Annotated in this window: 13 protein-coding genes; 5 read left to right on the top strand and 8 right to left on the bottom strand. The window is 37.0% G+C overall.

What is annotated here, in order from left to right:
- Positions 1-5 precede the first annotated feature (5 nt).
- Both DN064_RS11955 and DN064_RS11950 read right to left on the bottom strand, forming a co-directional pair.
- Positions 6-1,742, bottom strand: a complete 1,737-nt coding sequence (locus DN064_RS11955; protein WP_115462894.1) for an aromatic amino acid hydroxylase — start codon at positions 1,740-1,742, stop codon at positions 6-8.
- A gap of 67 nt (positions 1,743-1,809) precedes the next feature.
- Positions 1,810-3,846, bottom strand: coding sequence for a S9 family peptidase (locus DN064_RS11950; RefSeq protein WP_115462893.1), 2,037 nt, complete (start codon positions 3,844-3,846; stop codon positions 1,810-1,812).
- A 135-nt stretch (positions 3,847-3,981) separates the two neighbouring features.
- On the opposite strand from DN064_RS11950, the gene DN064_RS11945 reads away from it, so the two are divergent.
- The 3 genes from DN064_RS11945 to DN064_RS11935 all read left to right on the top strand — a co-directional run bounded on the left by DN064_RS11945 (position 3,982) and on the right by DN064_RS11935 (position 8,029).
- Positions 3,982-5,370: an alanine/glycine:cation symporter family protein gene (locus DN064_RS11945; RefSeq protein WP_115462892.1), complete on the top strand. Its 1,389-nt coding sequence runs from the start codon at positions 3,982-3,984 to the stop codon at positions 5,368-5,370.
- Positions 5,363-7,270: an acetate--CoA ligase gene (gene acs, locus DN064_RS11940; RefSeq protein WP_115462891.1), complete on the top strand. Its 1,908-nt coding sequence runs from the start codon at positions 5,363-5,365 to the stop codon at positions 7,268-7,270. The genes DN064_RS11945 and acs overlap by 8 nt, the downstream gene beginning before the upstream one ends.
- An 81-nt stretch (positions 7,271-7,351) precedes the next feature.
- A complete protein-coding gene (locus tag DN064_RS11935; protein WP_394347483.1) occupies positions 7,352-8,029 on the top strand; it encodes an HAD family hydrolase in 678 nt (225 codons plus the stop codon).
- Here DN064_RS11935 and DN064_RS11930 read toward each other — a convergent pair.
- Positions 8,026-9,510 carry a helix-turn-helix domain-containing protein gene (locus DN064_RS11930; protein WP_115462889.1) on the bottom strand — a complete coding sequence of 495 codons (1,485 nt, stop codon included), beginning with the start codon at positions 9,508-9,510 and terminating at the stop codon, positions 8,026-8,028. The two genes, DN064_RS11935 and DN064_RS11930, sit on opposite strands and share 4 nt — an antisense overlap.
- 119 nt (positions 9,511-9,629) lie before the next feature.
- On the opposite strand from DN064_RS11930, the gene aceB reads away from it, so the two are divergent.
- Positions 9,630-11,228, top strand: a complete 1,599-nt coding sequence (aceB, locus tag DN064_RS11925) for a malate synthase A (protein WP_115462888.1) — start codon at positions 9,630-9,632, stop codon at positions 11,226-11,228.
- Positions 11,229-11,292: 64 nt separating this feature from the next.
- Complete coding sequence (locus DN064_RS11920) at positions 11,293-12,924, top strand: isocitrate lyase (protein ID WP_115462887.1); 1,632 nt, start codon at positions 11,293-11,295, stop codon at positions 12,922-12,924.
- Between the two features lie 91 nt (positions 12,925-13,015).
- Here the strand turns inward: DN064_RS11920 and DN064_RS11915 are convergent, their stop codons facing one another.
- The 5 genes from DN064_RS11915 to prfB form a co-directional block, all read right to left on the bottom strand.
- Positions 13,016-13,990, bottom strand: a complete 975-nt coding sequence (locus DN064_RS11915) for a lipid A-modifier LpxR family protein (RefSeq protein ID WP_115462886.1) — start codon at positions 13,988-13,990, stop codon at positions 13,016-13,018.
- A gap of 119 nt (positions 13,991-14,109) precedes the next feature.
- Positions 14,110-16,518 (bottom strand): TonB-dependent receptor domain-containing protein, encoded by a 2,409-nt coding sequence (locus DN064_RS11910; RefSeq protein ID WP_115462885.1) that lies wholly within the window; start codon positions 16,516-16,518, stop codon positions 14,110-14,112.
- Positions 16,519-16,645: 127 nt separating this feature from the next.
- Positions 16,646-17,080, bottom strand: a complete 435-nt coding sequence (locus DN064_RS11905) for a hypothetical protein (RefSeq protein WP_115462884.1) — start codon at positions 17,078-17,080, stop codon at positions 16,646-16,648.
- Positions 17,081-17,089: 9 nt separating this feature from the next.
- Positions 17,090-17,431 (bottom strand): arsenate reductase (glutaredoxin), encoded by a 342-nt coding sequence (gene arsC / locus DN064_RS11900; protein WP_115462883.1) that lies wholly within the window; start codon positions 17,429-17,431, stop codon positions 17,090-17,092.
- 9 nt (positions 17,432-17,440) lie between these two features.
- A protein-coding gene (prfB, locus tag DN064_RS11895) for a peptide chain release factor 2 (RefSeq protein WP_115462882.1) occupies positions 17,441-18,542 on the bottom strand; the annotation gives its coding sequence in 2 pieces (ribosomal slippage) (positions 17,441-18,478 and positions 18,480-18,542; 1,101 coding nt in all).
- Between the last annotated feature and the right edge of the window lie 61 nt (positions 18,543-18,603).

The following is an 18,603-nucleotide window of genomic DNA, read 5'->3' as shown; positions in this document are numbered from 1 at the left end:
GTTGCTCAAATCATAGCGAGACCATCATCTATTAAATGTGCTTTTTCAGGATGCGAGATTTTATATTGCTCCAGGAGTTTTAATAATTCGGATCCAATGCTCAAATCTTTTGACAGCTCGTATAGTTCTAGTATTAAAAGCCATTCATTGTTATAAGTTTTGCTGGCGTCGAAAATTGATTTTAATTCTTCAATAACAGGAGATTTCGAATTTCTATAATCCCTAACTCTTTGGTAAAGTACTTCCAATTCCACCCCGGTATTTGATTTATTGGGTTGAATGGTTTTTGTCTCTGAAATGCCATATAAGTTAGGGAATGAATTGGGGTCTGCAGCTCCTGCATATGCTGAGATGATGTGCTTGCCAACAACCATATCAAAGTCTCCATCTTGTGGGGAAAATAGAATTTCTTGTTGATATGAAACAGTACAATTAGATAACTTGATCAACATCAATTTCCCATTGATATTTCTTATTCCTGTAATGTTCAAGCCTTCTACCTTAATTCCGCTTTCAAACTCAAAAGACAACCATTTACCGTCGTAGAAATTATAAGCTTTTAAATCTACAGGTCCCATGTCCTCTATAGCGAGATTAATATTTTTTAATTTTCCAAGTGGTGAGCAGAATCCATTTGGATAAGTTGAAGTCCCGTGTCCAATGAGTTCTTTGTCTTTAAAAGCAAGTGCAGATGGTCCTTCAGTCTTAAAAAAAATAACGTCATTATCCTCATTAAGGATAGATCGTGTAAAAAGTCCTGATATTTGCAGCCCAGTGCTTAATTCAATAGTACCGACTCTGTGTGAATCTATTAATTTATTCAGTCCTCGGCTTCCACCTTTCCGTAAGCTCATACCGTTGGCAAATTCTTCAAGTACCTGCATCAAATACGAGAAATCTGGAGTCACATAAAGTTGTGGCTGAGGCTTGGTAATATCAAAGTCCTTTAAGGCGGTTTCTATGGAGTAAGGCAATTTCGCAACGGATGGTTTCATGCATGAGGTGCTTTCGCCGATGGACGATAACAGTCCCGCACCAAAAAGCTTAGGGTTTTCCAAACTACCTATTAACCCATATTCAACACTCCACCAATGAAGGTTTCGTATTTGGGCCATTTCAGATGGTTCTACTTTTTGATTTTGAAGTTGATTAACAACTTCTTCAGCTTCCTTAATTTCTTCTTCAGAAATGCCTTCGGCTTCTTTTAATATAGATAGCTTTCTAACCGCTTCGTACAAATCAATATCATACTTACTCAAAATAGCTTTGGACCCAATTTCACCAAAGCGTCTTAAGTATTCAGCATAGTCGGGATTGGCTATAATTGGTGCGTGACCAGCTGATTCATGAATGATGTCAGGGGCAGGAGTATATTCAATATTTTCTAATTGCCTGATATCTGATGCTATCACAAGTATCTTGTATGCTTGAAACTCCATAAAAGCATTAGGTGGAATAAACCCGTCTACAGCAACCGCCGCCCAGCCTATTTCCTTTAAAATACGATTCATGCCGTACATACTAGGAATGCTCTCCAAATCAATTCCAGTACGCTTGAGCCCATCTAGGTAAGATTCATGTGCTACCTGAGATAAGTAATCTACATTCTTTCGCATGACATAGCGCCATACTGCTTGATTTATTGGAGAATAGTCCTCATAATTTTGAGGTTTGATAAACTGTTTTAGGTGTTTAGGAAGTCGATCAATGAGTTCATTGGACTGATATGATTGGTTATCCATCTTATGTCATAGCAATTTAAAACGAAATTAGTCTATTAAAACCGTTGAAACAATAGACTTGTAATCCTTAATCCATTGGTAATTGAATCTCTTCATTCCAGATGTATTTATTGATCCATTGCCAATTATGCCAGGTAGCCGCTAGCCTTTCTTTAGGTTTAGTGATACCATGACCAAAGCCTTTATAAATAATTAATTTAGAAGGTACCTTGTTATCCTGAAGACCTTGATAAAGTTCATAAGCATTCGCGACTGGCACGCGTCGATCAAACTCTCCATGTTGAATTAAGGTAGGTGTACTGGCCTTAGTAATGTTTGTCATGGGCGAGGTTCTACGGTACATTTCTTCATCCGACCATGGGGTACTTTTTAAATATTGCCGTGTAAATGGGTGAATGTCAGTATTAACATAGTAGGTCATCCAATTAGAAATTCCCGCACCAACAGAAATGGCTTGAAATACATTGGAGTTGGTAGTTAAAAATGCCGAAATATAGCCGCCTTGACTCCATCCCATTGACGCTACCTTATTCTTATCAATAAGACCTTCTTTCGTCAAATGTTCAACACCTGAAATAACATCCCAAGCATCACCAACACCTAGATTTTTGACATTTAAAGATCTAAATTTTTCTCCATAACCTGCAGATCCTCTGTAATTTGGTCTTAACACTAGGGCGCCTTTGTTTAACCATTGAACAATAGGGTAGACATAAGATGGAGTAGGGCCAGGGGTGGATATGCCAGTTGGCCCCCCATGGATAACCACCATTAGAGGATATTTTTTGTTAGGATCGTAGTTTTGTGGTTTGTGAAGAATACCTTCAATAATAGCACCATCTTTACTTTTCCAGGATACGACGTCACTTTGGGCCACTAACCAGTTTTTAATTTGTGATGAAGTTCTAGTGATCTGAATGCTGTTATCAAATTGAAAATTAGATCTAAAGACTTCAGTCAAACTATCATCATTAGCAGCAGTATAGGCGATTTGATCTTTTCCAAAACTTACATTGTAGATCCTTTCATTTGGCATGGAAATAAATGTAACCTCACCATTGTCCGGATTCAATTCAACCATGGATCGTTTTGTTTTTTTAAAAGCTAATCCAAAAATGCCCTTTCCATGCCACCTCAAATTATTGATGTTTTCATCAAAATTAGTCGCGACTTCCTTTGATTCTTTTGTGTTTGTTGAAATAATAAAATATCGAGAATTGAGGTAAAAGTTACTATCCGTATCATCAACATTACTTTCAAATAAGATGGAACTTCCATCGGGAGACCAATCCACAAGCCCATCATAACTAGGATTATCAACTAATGTAGTTAATGTCTCATCTTCAAGGTTATAAATGGATATATCGGCATTAAAAAAGGATGTGATAATGGAGTTAGGTTGATGCTCAATGGCAATTTTACTGCCATCTGGTGACCATAACACAGAATTAATATATAAATCAGACTCTTCCAGATGCAGTTTTGGTTTTATGGAAGCCTGATAGCTAGAATCTTTAAGCTGCTCAGGAGTCATGTTTTTACTAAGAACTGCTGCATTAAAATTCATGGTCCACAATTGATTAGTTCTGTAATCCTTATCATCCTCAGCAAATCCTCCATAGAGCTCTTCTTGCTCTTTTGCTCTTTTATTTTCTTTGGTTTCAATAAAGGCGATGGTATTACCATCTGGAGACCATCTAAATGCACTTATACCCTGCTTAGAATGGGTTACTTGAATAGCTTCACCGCCGTTTGGTCGAATGACATATAATTGATTCTTGTCATTTCTGTCTGCTGTAAAACCTATCCATTTAGAGTCTGGTGACCATTGGGGAGAACCACTACTTCCTTTTGCGGTATTAGTCAATTGAAATGGGGGTTCGCTACCGTTTGATATCCAGAGTTCTCTGTCGTACCGATTGTTCTCCCAGTCGGTGGATTGCACTAGATAAACCACATACTGTCCATTTGGTGACATTTGAGCATTACTGACAGATTCAAGGGATAAAATATCTTCAAAATTTGGTTCTGTCTTGTCTTGTGCACTAAGAAGTATTGAGCCAAATAAGTAACAGAGTGTTATAAAATAATTAACTGATTTCATAATTGAGAATGTATTTTCGGTGGAAATTTATTTGTCATTAGCTTGAACCTTAAAATTACACATAAACTCCAATAATGCGATGCATTTTATTCTATCTGTAATTGAGTTAAAAACGCTTTTCATATTTTTAGCCTAATGAGAGAATTAGACCAGTTGTTAAGGGCATTTTCAGGCTTAGCTTGGGGGTTACCACTTTTAATTATCCTGATAGGTGGTGGATTATATTTAATCATTAGATCAAGGTTTTTGCCATTTCGTTATTTAGGGCATGCCGTACAAGTCTTACGTGGAAAATATGATGATCCCAATGACCCTGGGCAAATTACACATTTTCAAGCTTTAACAACCGCTTTATCAGCAACCGTTGGCATGGGGAATATTTCAGGAGTTGCTGTGGCTATCGCTGTTGGTGGTCCAGGTGCTGTATTTTGGATGTGGGTGAGTGCGGTTATTGGTATGTCTACTAAGTATTTTACCTCCACCTTAGCTATTCTGTACCGTGGTAAAGACTCTGAAGGTAAAATTCAAGGCGGCCCTATGTATTTTATTACCGAAGGCTTGGGCAAACAATGGAAGCCATTAGCAGTGTTTTTTAGTTTCTGTGGTCTCATAGGTGCGCTGCCCGTTTTTAATGTTAATCAACTTACTCAGGCAATCAATGATATCATGTTAAAACCTAATGGGGTAGAGATTAGCTTGTTTTCAAATCTTGTTATTGGTTCGGTATTAGTGGTGCTTACTGCTGTAGTTATTTTTGGAGGGATTAAAAGGATTGGTTCAGTAGCCTCGAGACTAGTTCCCAGTATGGTGATACTTTACTTTGTTCTAGTAGCTGTAATCCTTATTAGCAATGTCGACGTATTGGGGTATTATTTTAAGTTGATTATAACAGATGCGTTCACGGCAGCGTATTTCCCTGAGGACAAGCCGTTTCTTGGTGGGGTTTTAGGGGCATTAATCCTTCACGGTATAAAGCGTGGTGCATTTTCGAATGAGGCGGGAATTGGCACGGCGCCCATGGCTCATGGAGCTGCTAAAACTGATGAACCAGTGAGAGAAGGCTTAGTAGCTATGCTCGGACCTGCGATTGACACACTTATTGTTTGTACGCTGACCGCACTGGCGATTTTAGTAACTGGAGTTTGGCAGACAAGTGATGCTAATGGTGTAAGTTTAACGGCAACCGCATTTGAGGACGCTATGCCAATTTTTGGGAAGTATGGTTTGTTACTATGTATCTCGGTATTTAGTATTAGTTCCTTGTTTTCTTACTCGTATTACGGTACTAAATGTATGTCTTATTTATTTGGTGCGCATAACAAGAAAGTATATCACTATTTCTACATTGCGAGTATTCTTATTGGGGCTACCACAACCCTGGATATGATGATCAATCTAATTGATGGAGTTTTTGCGCTTATGGCGATTCCTACCATGACTGTCACTATCATATTGGCGCCTAAAGTGATAGCTGCTTCAAAAGATTATTTTATTAAACTCAAAAAAGAACAAGATCATGAGTAACTACCATATAAAACATTTTGAAGAATACTTTCAAGTCTATCGAAAGTCTGTTAGAAATCCCGAAATGTTTTGGGAAGAAATTGCGGAAGAACATTTTGCATGGAGAAAGAAATGGGATCAGGTCTTGAGTTGGGATTTTACGAAACCTGAAATCAAATGGTTTGAAGGAGCACAACTTAATATTACTGAAAATTGTCTGGACCGGCACTTGAGGACTAAAGGTGATAAAACGGCTATACTATTTGAACCTAACGATCCTAGGGATCCCGCAGAACATATTAGTTATAAAGAACTACACGAACGTGTGTGTAAGTTTGCTAATGTTCTGAAACAAAATGGTATTGGAAAAGGAGATCGGGTTTGCATTTATTTGCCAATGATACCTGAATTAGCGATTTCGGTACTTGCCTGTGCTCGTATTGGCGCAGTACATTCAGTAGTGTTTGCAGGGTTCTCCTCAGCAGCGCTATCTACTAGAATTAATGATTGTGATGCTAAATTGGTATTAACGTCTGATGGATCATATCGGGGATCGAAAACTATTGATCTTAAAGGAATTGTTGATGAAGCTTTAACGGATTGCCCACGTGTTGAAACGGTATTAGTTGCAAAGCGCATCAATTCCGAAATTATAATGGTTGAAGGAAGAGATCGATGGTTGCAGCCTTTGTTAGACCAGTCAAGTAGTGACTGTGCTCCTGAAATCATGGAAGCTGAAGACCCCTTGTTTATTCTTTACACCTCTGGATCCACTGGTATGCCAAAGGGTATGCTGCATACAACAGCTGGTTATATGGTCTATACGGCATATACGTTTAAGAATGTATTTCAATACAAACAGGATGATGTATACTGGTGTACTGCTGATATTGGGTGGATTACTGGTCATAGTTATATTGTATATGGACCTTTATTAAACGGTGCTACAACTTTAATGTTTGAGGGAGTGCCTAGTTATCCAGATTTCGGAAGATTCTGGGAAATCATTCAAAAGCATCAAGTGAATCAATTCTATACGGCACCAACCGCCATCAGGGCTTTGGCTAAACACGGTACTGAATTAGTGGATAAATATGATCTTTCTTCATTAAAAGTTTTAGGTTCAGTAGGTGAGCCTATTAATGAGGAAGCCTGGCACTGGTATAATGACAATGTTGGAAAGAAACGTAGTCCAATAGTTGACACCTGGTGGCAAACCGAAACTGGCGGTATTATGATAACACCAATACCGTTTTCAACTCCTACAAAGCCAACTTATGCCACATTGCCATTTATTGGGATTCAACCATCACTTATGGATGAAAATGGTCAGGAAATTAAAGGGAATCAGGTAAGTGGACGATTGTGTATTAAGTTTCCTTGGCCCTCTATAGCCCGCACGATTTGGGGTAATCATCAGCGATATAAGGATACCTATTTCTCAGCCTTTACTAATAAATATTTCACAGGTGATGGTGCTTTAAGAGATGAAGTGGGTTACTACAGAATTACTGGTCGGGTCGATGATGTTATCATTGTCTCTGGTCATAATCTAGGTACCGCTCCAATTGAAGATGCCATTAATGAACACCCAGCTGTGGCTGAAAGTGCTATTGTTGGCTTCCCACATGATATCAAGGGTAGTGCTTTATATGGCTATATTACTCTGAAAGATACAGGTGAGGGAAGGGATCATAACAATGTTAGAAAAGAGATCAACCAATTGATTACCGAGCGTATAGGGCCTATTGCCAAGTTGGATAAAATTCAATTTACACCTGGCCTCCCGAAAACACGATCTGGAAAAATTATGAGGAGGATTTTACGAAAAATAGCGTCCAATGATACTTCCAACTTAGGGGATACAAGTACCTTACTTAATCCTGAAGTAGTTGAAGAGATTATGGAAAACGTACTTTAATCAAACTTAGGTTTGAAGTCCAGGCTTTTATTATGAAGGTCTGGGCTTTTTTTTCGGTAATGTTTAAGAACATGTCTACTTTTGCAGCTTTCAGAAGGAATGTATAAAGTAGCAATTTTTGATATGGATGGGGTAATTGTGGACACGGAGCCATTGCATTACCAGGCCTACCATTTGATGTTTAAAGAAGTTGGCATTGATGTGTCTGCAGAGCTGTATGAATCGTTTACAGGACAGTCCACCTTAAATATCTGCAAGCGTTTGGTAGATCATTTCAATTTAATGATGATGCCTGATCAATTGGTAAGAATCAAGCGAGATCATTTTATCGATCTCTTTAATAATAGTAAGGCTCTAACCTTAATAGATGGAGTGTTTGAACGTATTCAAGATTATTATAACAATGGGATGATGTTGATTGTGGCTTCTTCTGCTTCCATGGGGAATATTGATCGAATTTTTAAGCGATTTGATCTCGACCAATTCTTTACTCATAAGTTTAGTGGTGCAGATTTACTCAAATCCAAGCCGCATCCAGCTATTTTTGAAAAGTCAGCGTTGGCCTCTGGTTTTGACAATTCAGAATGCTTTGTCATTGAGGATTCAACAAATGGAATAAAAGCAGCAAATGCTGCTGGAATATTTTGTTTTGCCTATAAAAGTTTGCATTCAACCGGGCAAGACTATGAACTGGCGGACGCTATAATATCTGATTTCTCTGAAATTAGTTATAGGAAGCTACAGGAGCATCATTATTAATTAGGTTTGGAATATTTTTCCTGTATTTCTGTTACTACCTTGGATATTTTCAAGTCCTTAAGCTCTTTTGTAAGTATGCTAGCTGGTGCTTGACGCACCCTACAATCTGTTATTGGGCAACGCTCACAAGTGACTCCAACAGTTTCTGAAGATATATTGGGATCGTCAAGAAATGAAATTCTTCTTTTTAGGGCAGCATCGATTGGAATTCCAACTGAAATACTGCGATAAAAATCAGGTTTAAAAGGATCTTGAGTAGCGGATGCCATGACTAGATAATAACGCTCATCGTTTGGGTAATGCGATATTTGAATCTCAAATTCATGATCAGATTGGTTAGATTCAATACGATCAAGGACTTTTAAGGAGATCCATTTTCTGCAATAATGCTCGTCAGTTTCGTTTCCATGAGGGGATTGCTGCCTGGATAAGTGCAATTCTTTATTTAAATGGTAGTGATTTGTAACTTTTAAATGCGAAAACCTCAGGAAAAACAATTGCTTTAACTTAAAATCTCTGGGAAGAATATTAGTAAGTCGCTGATAGAAGGATTCTGGGGAAGCGTTGAAAGAGCGGATTAAGTTGTAAAAAGGTTGCTTTTTAAATGTTTTTTGTTCAAATATTGATTTTAATTCTTTAGTGAATTCCTGACGTGGAAGTACTAAAGCCCCAGCAAAATAGGAAGCGTAAAAGTTGTTTAATACTTCATCAAAACTTTCGAAAGCAATCCATGAAAATGTATAAAGGCGTTCTTTTAAATCTAAAAAGTTATAGGCAATTTCCTTAGCATAAATAAAGCAACGTTGGGCCTCATCTATGTTGGTAGATAAAAGAAGTGTCTTAGTTTCAGGCACAAATACAGATCGAAGATTTTCAAGTTCGGTGTGGGCTTTTAGCTCATCATTGTTAACGATATAGCCGTATTCTTCTACTAATACATCTTCAAGTTCTTTAGAACTAATAGAGCGCGTTAGGGGTACCTGATACTTCTTACTAAAAGAAACAACAGCCTTTTCTAAATCTTCGAAATAATTGAGATTGGCTTCTTGAAATGAACGTACAGCAGCTAAATAAAAACTTTCTCTACTGAAATTATAGTGCCTTGCAATTTCAATAATAGTACTAATAAAGGCTGTAACCTTTGCAGGGGCATTGGATATAATATCTATAAGTGTGCTTTCCTGTACACCAAAAAGCTCTAGAGGTATGTCTTTTAAAACTTTAGACTGTAGTATCTCTCCAATAGGTGCGAGATTTTTATCAAGCTTTAAGGATACCAATTCGTCGTAGGAGACATCTAAGTGCTCGGATAGCAAATTAATTTTGTCAGGTTTTGGATATTTTTTTCCTTTTTCAATTTCATTGAGATAGGATTTTGATAATCCTGTCAATTTCGAAAGTCCGAATAGGGATAAGTCCCGTTCTGTACGGATTTGCTTGAGCTTTAACCCAAAAATAATTTTAATATAGTCTTGTTCCATTACTAGCAAATATACACTAAAAGTTTAAGGTTAATATTTGGCGAATAAAAATAATTAGCGAACGTTCGCTAATTATATAAAATATTTTGTAATATTGTTGTCATAAAACAATCATAGCCATGGAAACCTTACAAACAACTCGAGAAGATCATAGAATTAAAGATGTGCCAACAAAAGCTTATTCAAGAATTTTAACAGAGGAAGCACTTTCCTTTTTAATTGACATGCATCAAAAATTTAATGCAAGACGTGTCGAGTTATTGAGTTTAAGAGAGGCAGAACAAGCTTATTTTGATGCTGGTAATTATCCGATTTTTCCAAAAGAAACTCAGTCTATAAGACAGGGTGATTGGGTGGCAGCTTCCATACCAGAAGATTTAAGGGACAGACGTGTTGAAATCACCGGACCAGTTGATAGAAAAATGGTAATTAATGCATTGAACTCAGGTGCTAAAACTTTTATGGCTGACTTTGAAGATTCTAATGCCCCAAGTTTTGACAATTGTATGAAGGGACAACTAAATCTTTTAGAGGCCAATTTAGGAACTATTCGCCTTGAGGATTCAGGTCGCGGTAAGGTCTATACCTTAAATGAGGATACAGCAGTTCTATTGGTACGTCCTAGAGGATTACACCTAAATGAAAAGCACTTAAAAATTGACGGGCAGGAGATGTCTGGGAGTTTAGTGGACTTTGGCTTATATGTCTTTCACAATACTCATGCCTTATTAGAAAAAGGAACAGCTCCATACTTTTATTTGCCAAAACTCGAGCACTATTTAGAAGCGCGTTGGTGGAATGATGTTTTTGAGTTTGCTCAAGAATATCTAAACGTCAATAAAGGCACCTTTAAAGCGACTCTATTAATTGAAACAATTACGGCTAGTTTTCAGTTAGATGAATTAATATATGAGCTTAAAGATCACATTGTTGGGCTGAATTGTGGGAGATGGGATTACATTTTCTCATACATAAAGAAGTTTAGAAACCATAAGGATTTTGTGGTGCCAGACAGGGATCAGGTGACTATGACAACTCCATTTATGGCTGCCTATTCTAATTACGTTATTCAACGTTGCCATAAACGTGGTATTCATGCTATGGGTGGTATGGCAGCTCAGATTCCAATAAGAAACAATCCCAAAGCTAATACAGAGGCCCTGGAAAAGGTGCGTTTAGATAAAGAGCGCGAGGCTAAAAATGGTCACGACGGCACATGGGTAGCTCATCCAGCCTTGGTAGAGGTGGCAATATCAGAATTTGATAAATACATGCCAACACCAAATCAAATTTTTAAGAAGCGTGAAGATGTTTCTGTTACTGAACAAGACTTAGTTGAAATTCCAAAGGGTACTGTAACTGAAACTGGTATACGTAAAAATATTAACGTTGGTATCTTATATATAGAAGCTTGGTTACGAGGTTTTGGCGCAGTGGCCTTATATAATTTAATGGAAGATGCGGCAACGGCTGAAATTTCCAGAACACAGGTATGGCAATGGTTACATAAAAAAGTGACTTTGGCAGATGGAAGAGAATTTAATTTAGCTCTTTTTGAAACTATATTCTACGATGAAGTAGAAAAGATAATAACCGAAGTAGGAGAACACAAAATAGAAAAAACTAAGTTTCCTATGGCTATTAGTCTTTTTAGGAATCTGGTAATTCAAGAGAAATTTGAGGAGTTTTTAACCTTGCCTGGTTACGAGAATCTATAAAAAAATCCCGCGAATGCGGCAACATTCTATGCGGGACTTAATTACATAAAATCAATTCAAAACTATGAAAAATTTATCATCCAACGACTACCAATCAGCTTACGAAGCTGTAAAAAACTTAAAAGCCAAGTACGGGCCAGCATGGAATGCTATTACTCCGCAGAATGCTGCCCGAATGATGCTTCAAAATCGTTTTAGTACAGGCCTGGAAATAGCCAAGTATACGGCTGATATTATGCGTAAAGATATGGCTGAGTATGATCTAGATAATTCCAAGTATACCCAATCTCTTGGTTGCTGGCATGGATTTGTGGCACAACAAAAAATGATTGCAGTTAAAAAGCACCATCAAACAACAGAAAAACGCTATCTATACTTGTCTGGATGGATGGTTGCTGCACTGCGCTCAGAATTTGGGCCACTTCCAGATCAATCCATGCATGAAAAAACAGCTGTTCCAGCCCTTATAGCTGAGATATATGATTTCTTGAGACAAGCAGATGCAATTGAGCTTAATGATTTGTTTAGACGACAAGAAAATGGTGAAAATGTACAAGACCAAATTGATAATTTTCAAACACACGTAGTGCCGATCATAGCCGATATTGATGCCGGTTTTGGAAATGAAGAGGCAACATATTTACTCGCCAAAAAAATGATCCTTGCAGGTGCTTGCGCGATTCAAATTGAAAATCAGGTATCTGATGCGAAGCAATGTGGCCATCAGGATGGTAAAGTAACAGTACCTCATGAAGATTTTATAGCTAAGCTTAATGCTGTACGTTATGCTTTTTTAGAGCTAGGAGTGACCAATGGTATTATTGTAGCCAGAACAGACTCTGAAGGTGCAGGTTTAACCCAAAAATTACCAGTTAGTAAAGAACCTGGTGACTTGGCCTCACAGTATTTAGCATTTGTAGATGCAGAAGAAATTACGATCAATGAGGCAAAGGAAGACGATGTCCTTATAAAGCGCAATGGGAAATTAATGCGCCCGAAACGCCTAGCAAACGGGCTCTATAAATTTAGTGAAGGCACTAATATTGATAGAGTGGTACTGGATTGTATTACCAGTCTTCAAAACGGGGCAGACCTTTTATGGATTGAAACTCCAACTCCTGATGTTCATCAAATTGCTCTTATGATGAATCGAGTTAAACAGGTAGTTCCAGATGCCAAGTTGGTTTACAATAATTCACCCTCATTTAACTGGACCCTTAATTTTAGACATCAGGCTTATGATGCCATGCTTTTAGCTGGTGAAGATGTTTCTATGTATGATCGTGAAAATTTAATGAATTCGAAATATGATAATACCGAGTTAAGTTTAAGAGCAGATGAGAAAATCAGAACTTTTCAGTTGGATGGTGCTCAAGAAGCCGGAATATTCCATCACTTAATCACCTTGCCAACATACCATACAACCGCATTGCATATGAATGATTTATCTCAAGGATATTTTGGTACTGAAGGCATGTTAGCGTATGTTAAAAATGTACAACGCCAGGAAATTCGTAAGGGTGTGTCTTGTGTAAAACACCAGAGAATGGCTGGGTCTGACCTTGGCGATGATCATAAGACATTTTTCGCTGGTGATAAGGCTCTAAAGGCAGGTGGTGCAAAAAATACATCAAATCAATTTGAAGAAAATTTTGAAACACTTAAAAAAGAAGAAAACTTGGTTGCTATAATATAAATTACAAATAGTGACATAATTCTCAATTTGTTAATTGGTTTATTAGTTAGGGAAAAACACGTTTGAATTCAAGCGTGTTTTTTTATGGTTACTATCTAAAACGATAAGAAATGCCGAATCTGCCATAAATATGGTCGATTCCTTTGGTGACCTCACCATATGTGAAATAATTATCCCAACTTATTACAAAACGCCTAATACTAACAAAGATTCCGTGAGACATTGAAGGATAAAAGTTATTAAGGTCTTTAACGGCATATTGAAAATTATCATAGAACAAATTACCTTGAGCTGTACCGTTAAAGGCTGCTAAAGTATACGAAAAAGAACTGCGTATATAAATCTCGAAGATATCATTGTCTGCAATTAGGTTGTTTCCAAAAGCTCCAGTTTTAGATATAGAGCTAAACTTACCTAGCCTAAAACCTACTGTTGGTGTGGCATCAATGAATAAATTACCTATTCTTGCTCGAGCTTGACCATAAAGATCAAACCAATTATTGATATCGAGATTATAGGCGCCTGTCACATTGAGATTTGCAATAAGCTGATCTGGCATTTGCAAGGTCCAACCATCAAATCTTGGATCATCTGTAATATTATCATGAATCCAATCTTGAATTTCTTTACTTTGAGCAGAGGGACCCATAACCCCTAATAACAGTTCTGTCTTGAAAAACCAATCTCGAAATATATAGGTGACGTCAAATGTTCCGTATAACAGTCCTGCAAAGGGCCTATCCATATTAAGCTCTATCTCTTCAGGGTCAGCACCAGTAAATTCAAATCTAGAAGGGGTATAGCCCTCAGAGCGTATTCCAGCATTAAAAAAGTAATGCTCTTTGTTGCTGAATAATCGTTGCAATCCTAATATACTATCCGCTTTAAACGATAATTTAATTCCGGCACCATAGGTATAATAACGATCAAAATTTCGTGCTGCGCTAAAGGCATCATTATCACTTGAAATGTGCAAAGAGAATTTGTAAGGATCTTGGTTTTGTGAATTAACTAATTGACAAAAAAGGACATATGCGATAATTAGTGCAAAAACTGAACGCTTCAAGCCTTATTGTTTTTTATTTTAAATGTAATAGTTAGCATGCAACTAACATGCATGAGTTCAATATTTTATTTTAAAATTCGATGATTTAGTTGGTGAAATCTCTAGTCTAGATTCGAAAACTAAAAGTCTGGGGTATCGTCATCTCCACCACCATTTCTTCCAACTTGATTTCGGTTGTTTTTCTTTTGATTGAAACGATAGGTAAAAGCGAGATTAAATGTTCTGAAGCGTCTTTGGAATTCGCTATTGGTTTCAAAAGTTGGAGTCACGGTATTGGTTTTTCGAATCCTGGAATTCAAAAGATCATTAATAGTGAATGTAATAGAACCTCGTTCTTTAAAGACATCCTTACTAAATGCCATATTCATTGAAAAAATACCTTCTGTCTCATTTTGAGCGTCCAGGCGAGGACCACGATAATTAAGTCGCGTTTGCCAGTCTATTTTTCCTGGAAGTGTGTATTTATTATTGAGCCTTATAAACCAACTTAAATTTTCAGCGCCAAAGTCTGTACCTTCGAATTCACCTGTGGTGATGGATTGAAAGATATTAAAATTGGTATTGACGTTCCATTTCTTATTGGGGCGCCATGTTACCGTAAACTCAAAGCCATACCGATCGTTTGAAGCAAGATTAATTGGAGTACGTCTTATAACAGGAACTTCCGTATCACCAATGATTACTGTGTCTCCTGTTTCTTCTGTAATAAATACAAATACATCGGTAGCATGTGAGTAATATACAGAACCGTTTACGGACAGCTTTCCGTAATTTTCATAATAACCTAAGTCAAAAACATTGGAATAACTTGGATTCAAATCTGGATTCCCTTGAAACAAATTGGTTGCTGAACTTCTGGACGGGAAGGGGTTGATAAATCTGGACCGTGGACGCCTGATACGTCGATTAAAACCCAAAGTTATATTTTGATCTTCAGTAAACTCATAAGCCAAGTTAACACTAGGGAAAAAATCAGTGTAAACCTTTTTATTAAAGTCCTCTGTAGTAATTTGATTTATGGTGATATCTGAATGTTCCATTCTCAGACCTAGCAGATAACTGAATTTCTCCTTTATTTTGCTGCCAAATTGAGTGTAAGCTGCATTCACATTTTCCTTATAGACAAGGTTGTTACTGAGATCTTCATTTAAAATGAAATCACCATTTTCATCTACAAAGAAGATAATATAATCTGTATCTAAAGTCAAAAACCTACCTTGATAACCTGCTTCAATTTGGCTAAATTCTGAAAGTGGCAGTACATAATCCGCCTGGAAAAACAAACGGTCTTGCTTTTCATCGGTTGTAACGTCTTCAACTGGATCACCATCCTGAAATATTAAGGATTGCTCTGTTTCTTGAGAATCTTCATCCTGAAAACTAAATTTAAAGGTGTGATTGGTATCACCGCCAAAATAAGTATCATAGTCAATGCCATACTGGACAGTTTTGTCTTTAGCCAATTCTGGATCAATTCTTAAAATGGTATTAATGAGGTCATCCATTTCATTGAACTCATTAATAGTATTAATAGTTTTATTATCCTCGTCGGCATTTCTGTATTGAACAGATGCAGTAATTGTATTAGCATCATTGATAAAATATTCCAGACCAAGGTTAGTATTGAAACTGTTTTGAGCGCGCACAAATTCTCTATTTTCCTCTAAGCTTCTATCAGTGCTTAAATAATAGGTATTGGTATAAGCTCTACCAGGATTTTTACGATAGAGATAACTAGTGGTATTAAAAAAATTAAAATCACCAATTCTGTAATTAACATTTCCAGAAATACCCGCTCTATCAGGATAACCAACGTTCCCCGTTACAGCTCCATTAAATCCTAACAGCTTACTACGCCTAAGAATGATATTAAGAATCCCTGCAGTACCTTCGGCATCATATCTTCCTGAAGGTGAAGTGATAACTTCAACTCTTTCAATGGCATCAGCAGGCAGTTGTCTCAGAGCGTCAGAATTATTGAGACCAACCAGGGCAGAGGGTTTACCGTTAATTAGTATGCGAACATCATTATTACCTCTTAGAGCAACAACTCCTTCTACATCTACCGATACGGAGGGAATGTTGTCTAGTACATCACTAACAGTTCCTCCTCTTACCGTAAGATCCTTACCAACATTGTATATTTTCTTGTCCAGTTTTATCTCAACACTGGTACGTTCCGCGACAATTTCAACCTGTTCTAGAGTTTCAATGTCCAATTCTAATTGAATAGATCCCAGATTGGTGGATGAACGTAAGTCTCTATTAGTCAGCTCAACACTTTTATAAGAAATGTATTCAAATTTAATATTGTAAATCCCTGGTGGAATTTCAATATTAAACTTCCCATTTTCGTCAGTAATATCTCCCGTAACAACAGACTGATCAGAGGGGTTCCTAAAAGTTATTGTGGCATATTCAAGAGGAAGATTACTTCCTTTTTCCACAATACTGCCCGAAATAGATATCTGAGCATTTAAACTAAGGGAGACCGCTAGAAGGATAAGAATTAGCAGGGCTTTATTCACGGGTTGGTAATTGCCCTGCAAAACTATTCCCCTTTTTTAAGAATAGGGTTAATATCCTGTTAAAGTATATTGGGCAAAATTGAAATCAAATTTTAATAGAAATACAAGATGCGATCAAGGTCAGTTCTTATCCTTTTTTCTTCTTTTTATTGGCTTTTTTGGCTTTCTTTTCATCAAAATCTCCAGATATAAAATCTTTAATAGCATTCATGTCTTTTTCAGAAATCATTCCTTCAAGATCAGTGAAATGTGTATCCTCAAGATTTTTGTATGCTCTTTCTCTCTCTTCTAATCTTGAGTAGTCTGCGCTCATTAATTTTACACGCTCGTCAGAATAAGATTCAAGGTATTGTTTTACAATTTGTTTTTGGAAATCATCAGCCTCTAAAGTTGTTAGAAACACCCCAATATACTCTTGTTTACGTTGTTCAATTCGTCGTTTTGCTTTTTCAATTTCTTGTTTAGTTGGCTGTCCAGGAGGTACCTGTCCTCTTGTTTGTGCAAAACTAAGTGTTGGTAAACTTATCAGTAGTATGGTAATAATTACATAAATCCTTTTCATATTATAAATTTAAAGTATTGTAAGAATTTGTTCTGTCGGTCTTCCAATTACTGCTTTTTCACCATTAATAACAATTGGTCGTTCTATTAATTTTGGATTTGAAACCATGGCTTTTAAGATATCCTCATCGGATAAATCTTTGCCTTTAAAATTCGATTTCCAAATAGCTTCATTCTTTCTTACTAAGGCCAGTGGGGTGATTCCTAGTTTCTCGACTATTGCTTTTAATTCTTTAAGTGTAATTGGATCATCAAGATACCTGATTACTTCGAAATTAAGTTGTTTTTCTTCTAATAAGGCAAGTCCTTGCCTTGATTTGGTACATCTCGGGTTATGATAAATTGTTATCATAGTCAATAGTTATTTTTCATTGTTTGTTTGCCCCATCATCATCAAATAGGACTTCAAAAAAGGTTCAATATCTCCGTTCATAACTGCATCTACGTTTCCAGTCTCATGAGAAGTACGCACATCTTTTACAAGTTTATACGGATGCATTACATAATTTCTAATTTGGCTTCCCCATTCAATCTTCATTTTACCAGCCTCAATATCCTCACGCTGCGCCATGCGTTTTTGGAGTTCTATTTCATACAACTGCGACTTTAACATTTGTAAAGCTCGTGCACGGTTGTCATGTTGCGATCTTGTTTCGGAACATGAAATTTGGATGCCTGTAGGTTTGTGAGTTAATTGAACTTTGGTTTCTACCTTATTGACGTTTTGGCCTCCTGCACCACTTGATCTGGCAGTTGTAATTTCAATATCTGCCGGATTAATTTCTACTTCAATAGTGTCATCTACTAATGGATAAACATAAACTGATGCAAAACTTGTGTGTCTTTTAGCATTACTGTCAAATGGTGAAATCCTAACCAACCTATGTACCCCATTTTCACCTTTAAGCCATCCAAAAGCAAAATCCCCTTCTAGCTCTAAGGTGACTGTTTTAATTCCAGCTACATCGCCTTCTTGAAAATTGAGTTCTTTCACTTTAAAGCCACTTTTCTCAGCATACATAATATACATGCGCATAAGCATACTTGCCCAATCACAACTCTCAGTTCCACCGGCACCAGCCGTAATCTGGAGTACAGCGCTGAGATTATCTGCCTCGTCAGAAAGCATATTTTTGAACTCAAGTTTCTCTATGGCATTTACTGAACTAGCATAGCGTTCTTCAACATCCTCAGAGGTGGCTTCATCTTCCTTAAAAAACTCATAAATAACTTCAAGGTCCTCATATAGAGATTTAGCCGAATTAAAGTCTTTAACCCAGGATTTCTTTTCACGAAGTGATTTCATTACCAGTTCGGCTTTTTTGGAATCATTCCAGAAATTTGGGTCGAAAGTTTGTTCCTCTTCGTTGGAGATTTCTATCAACTTAGCATCTAAGTCAAAGATAGTGCCTAAGTGTATCTAGGCGGGTATTTAGATCTTTAATTTGATCTGATGTAATCATCGGTTATACTTTTTTGCAAATATAATAGCCGGCTTCAAAGCACCATAATTTAAATTCTATA

Source organism: Winogradskyella aurantiaca (genome assembly GCF_003362725.1).
Classification (GTDB): domain Bacteria; phylum Bacteroidota; class Bacteroidia; order Flavobacteriales; family Flavobacteriaceae; genus Winogradskyella_A; species Winogradskyella_A aurantiaca.
This window is presented reverse-complemented; position numbering and strand designations above follow the sequence as displayed.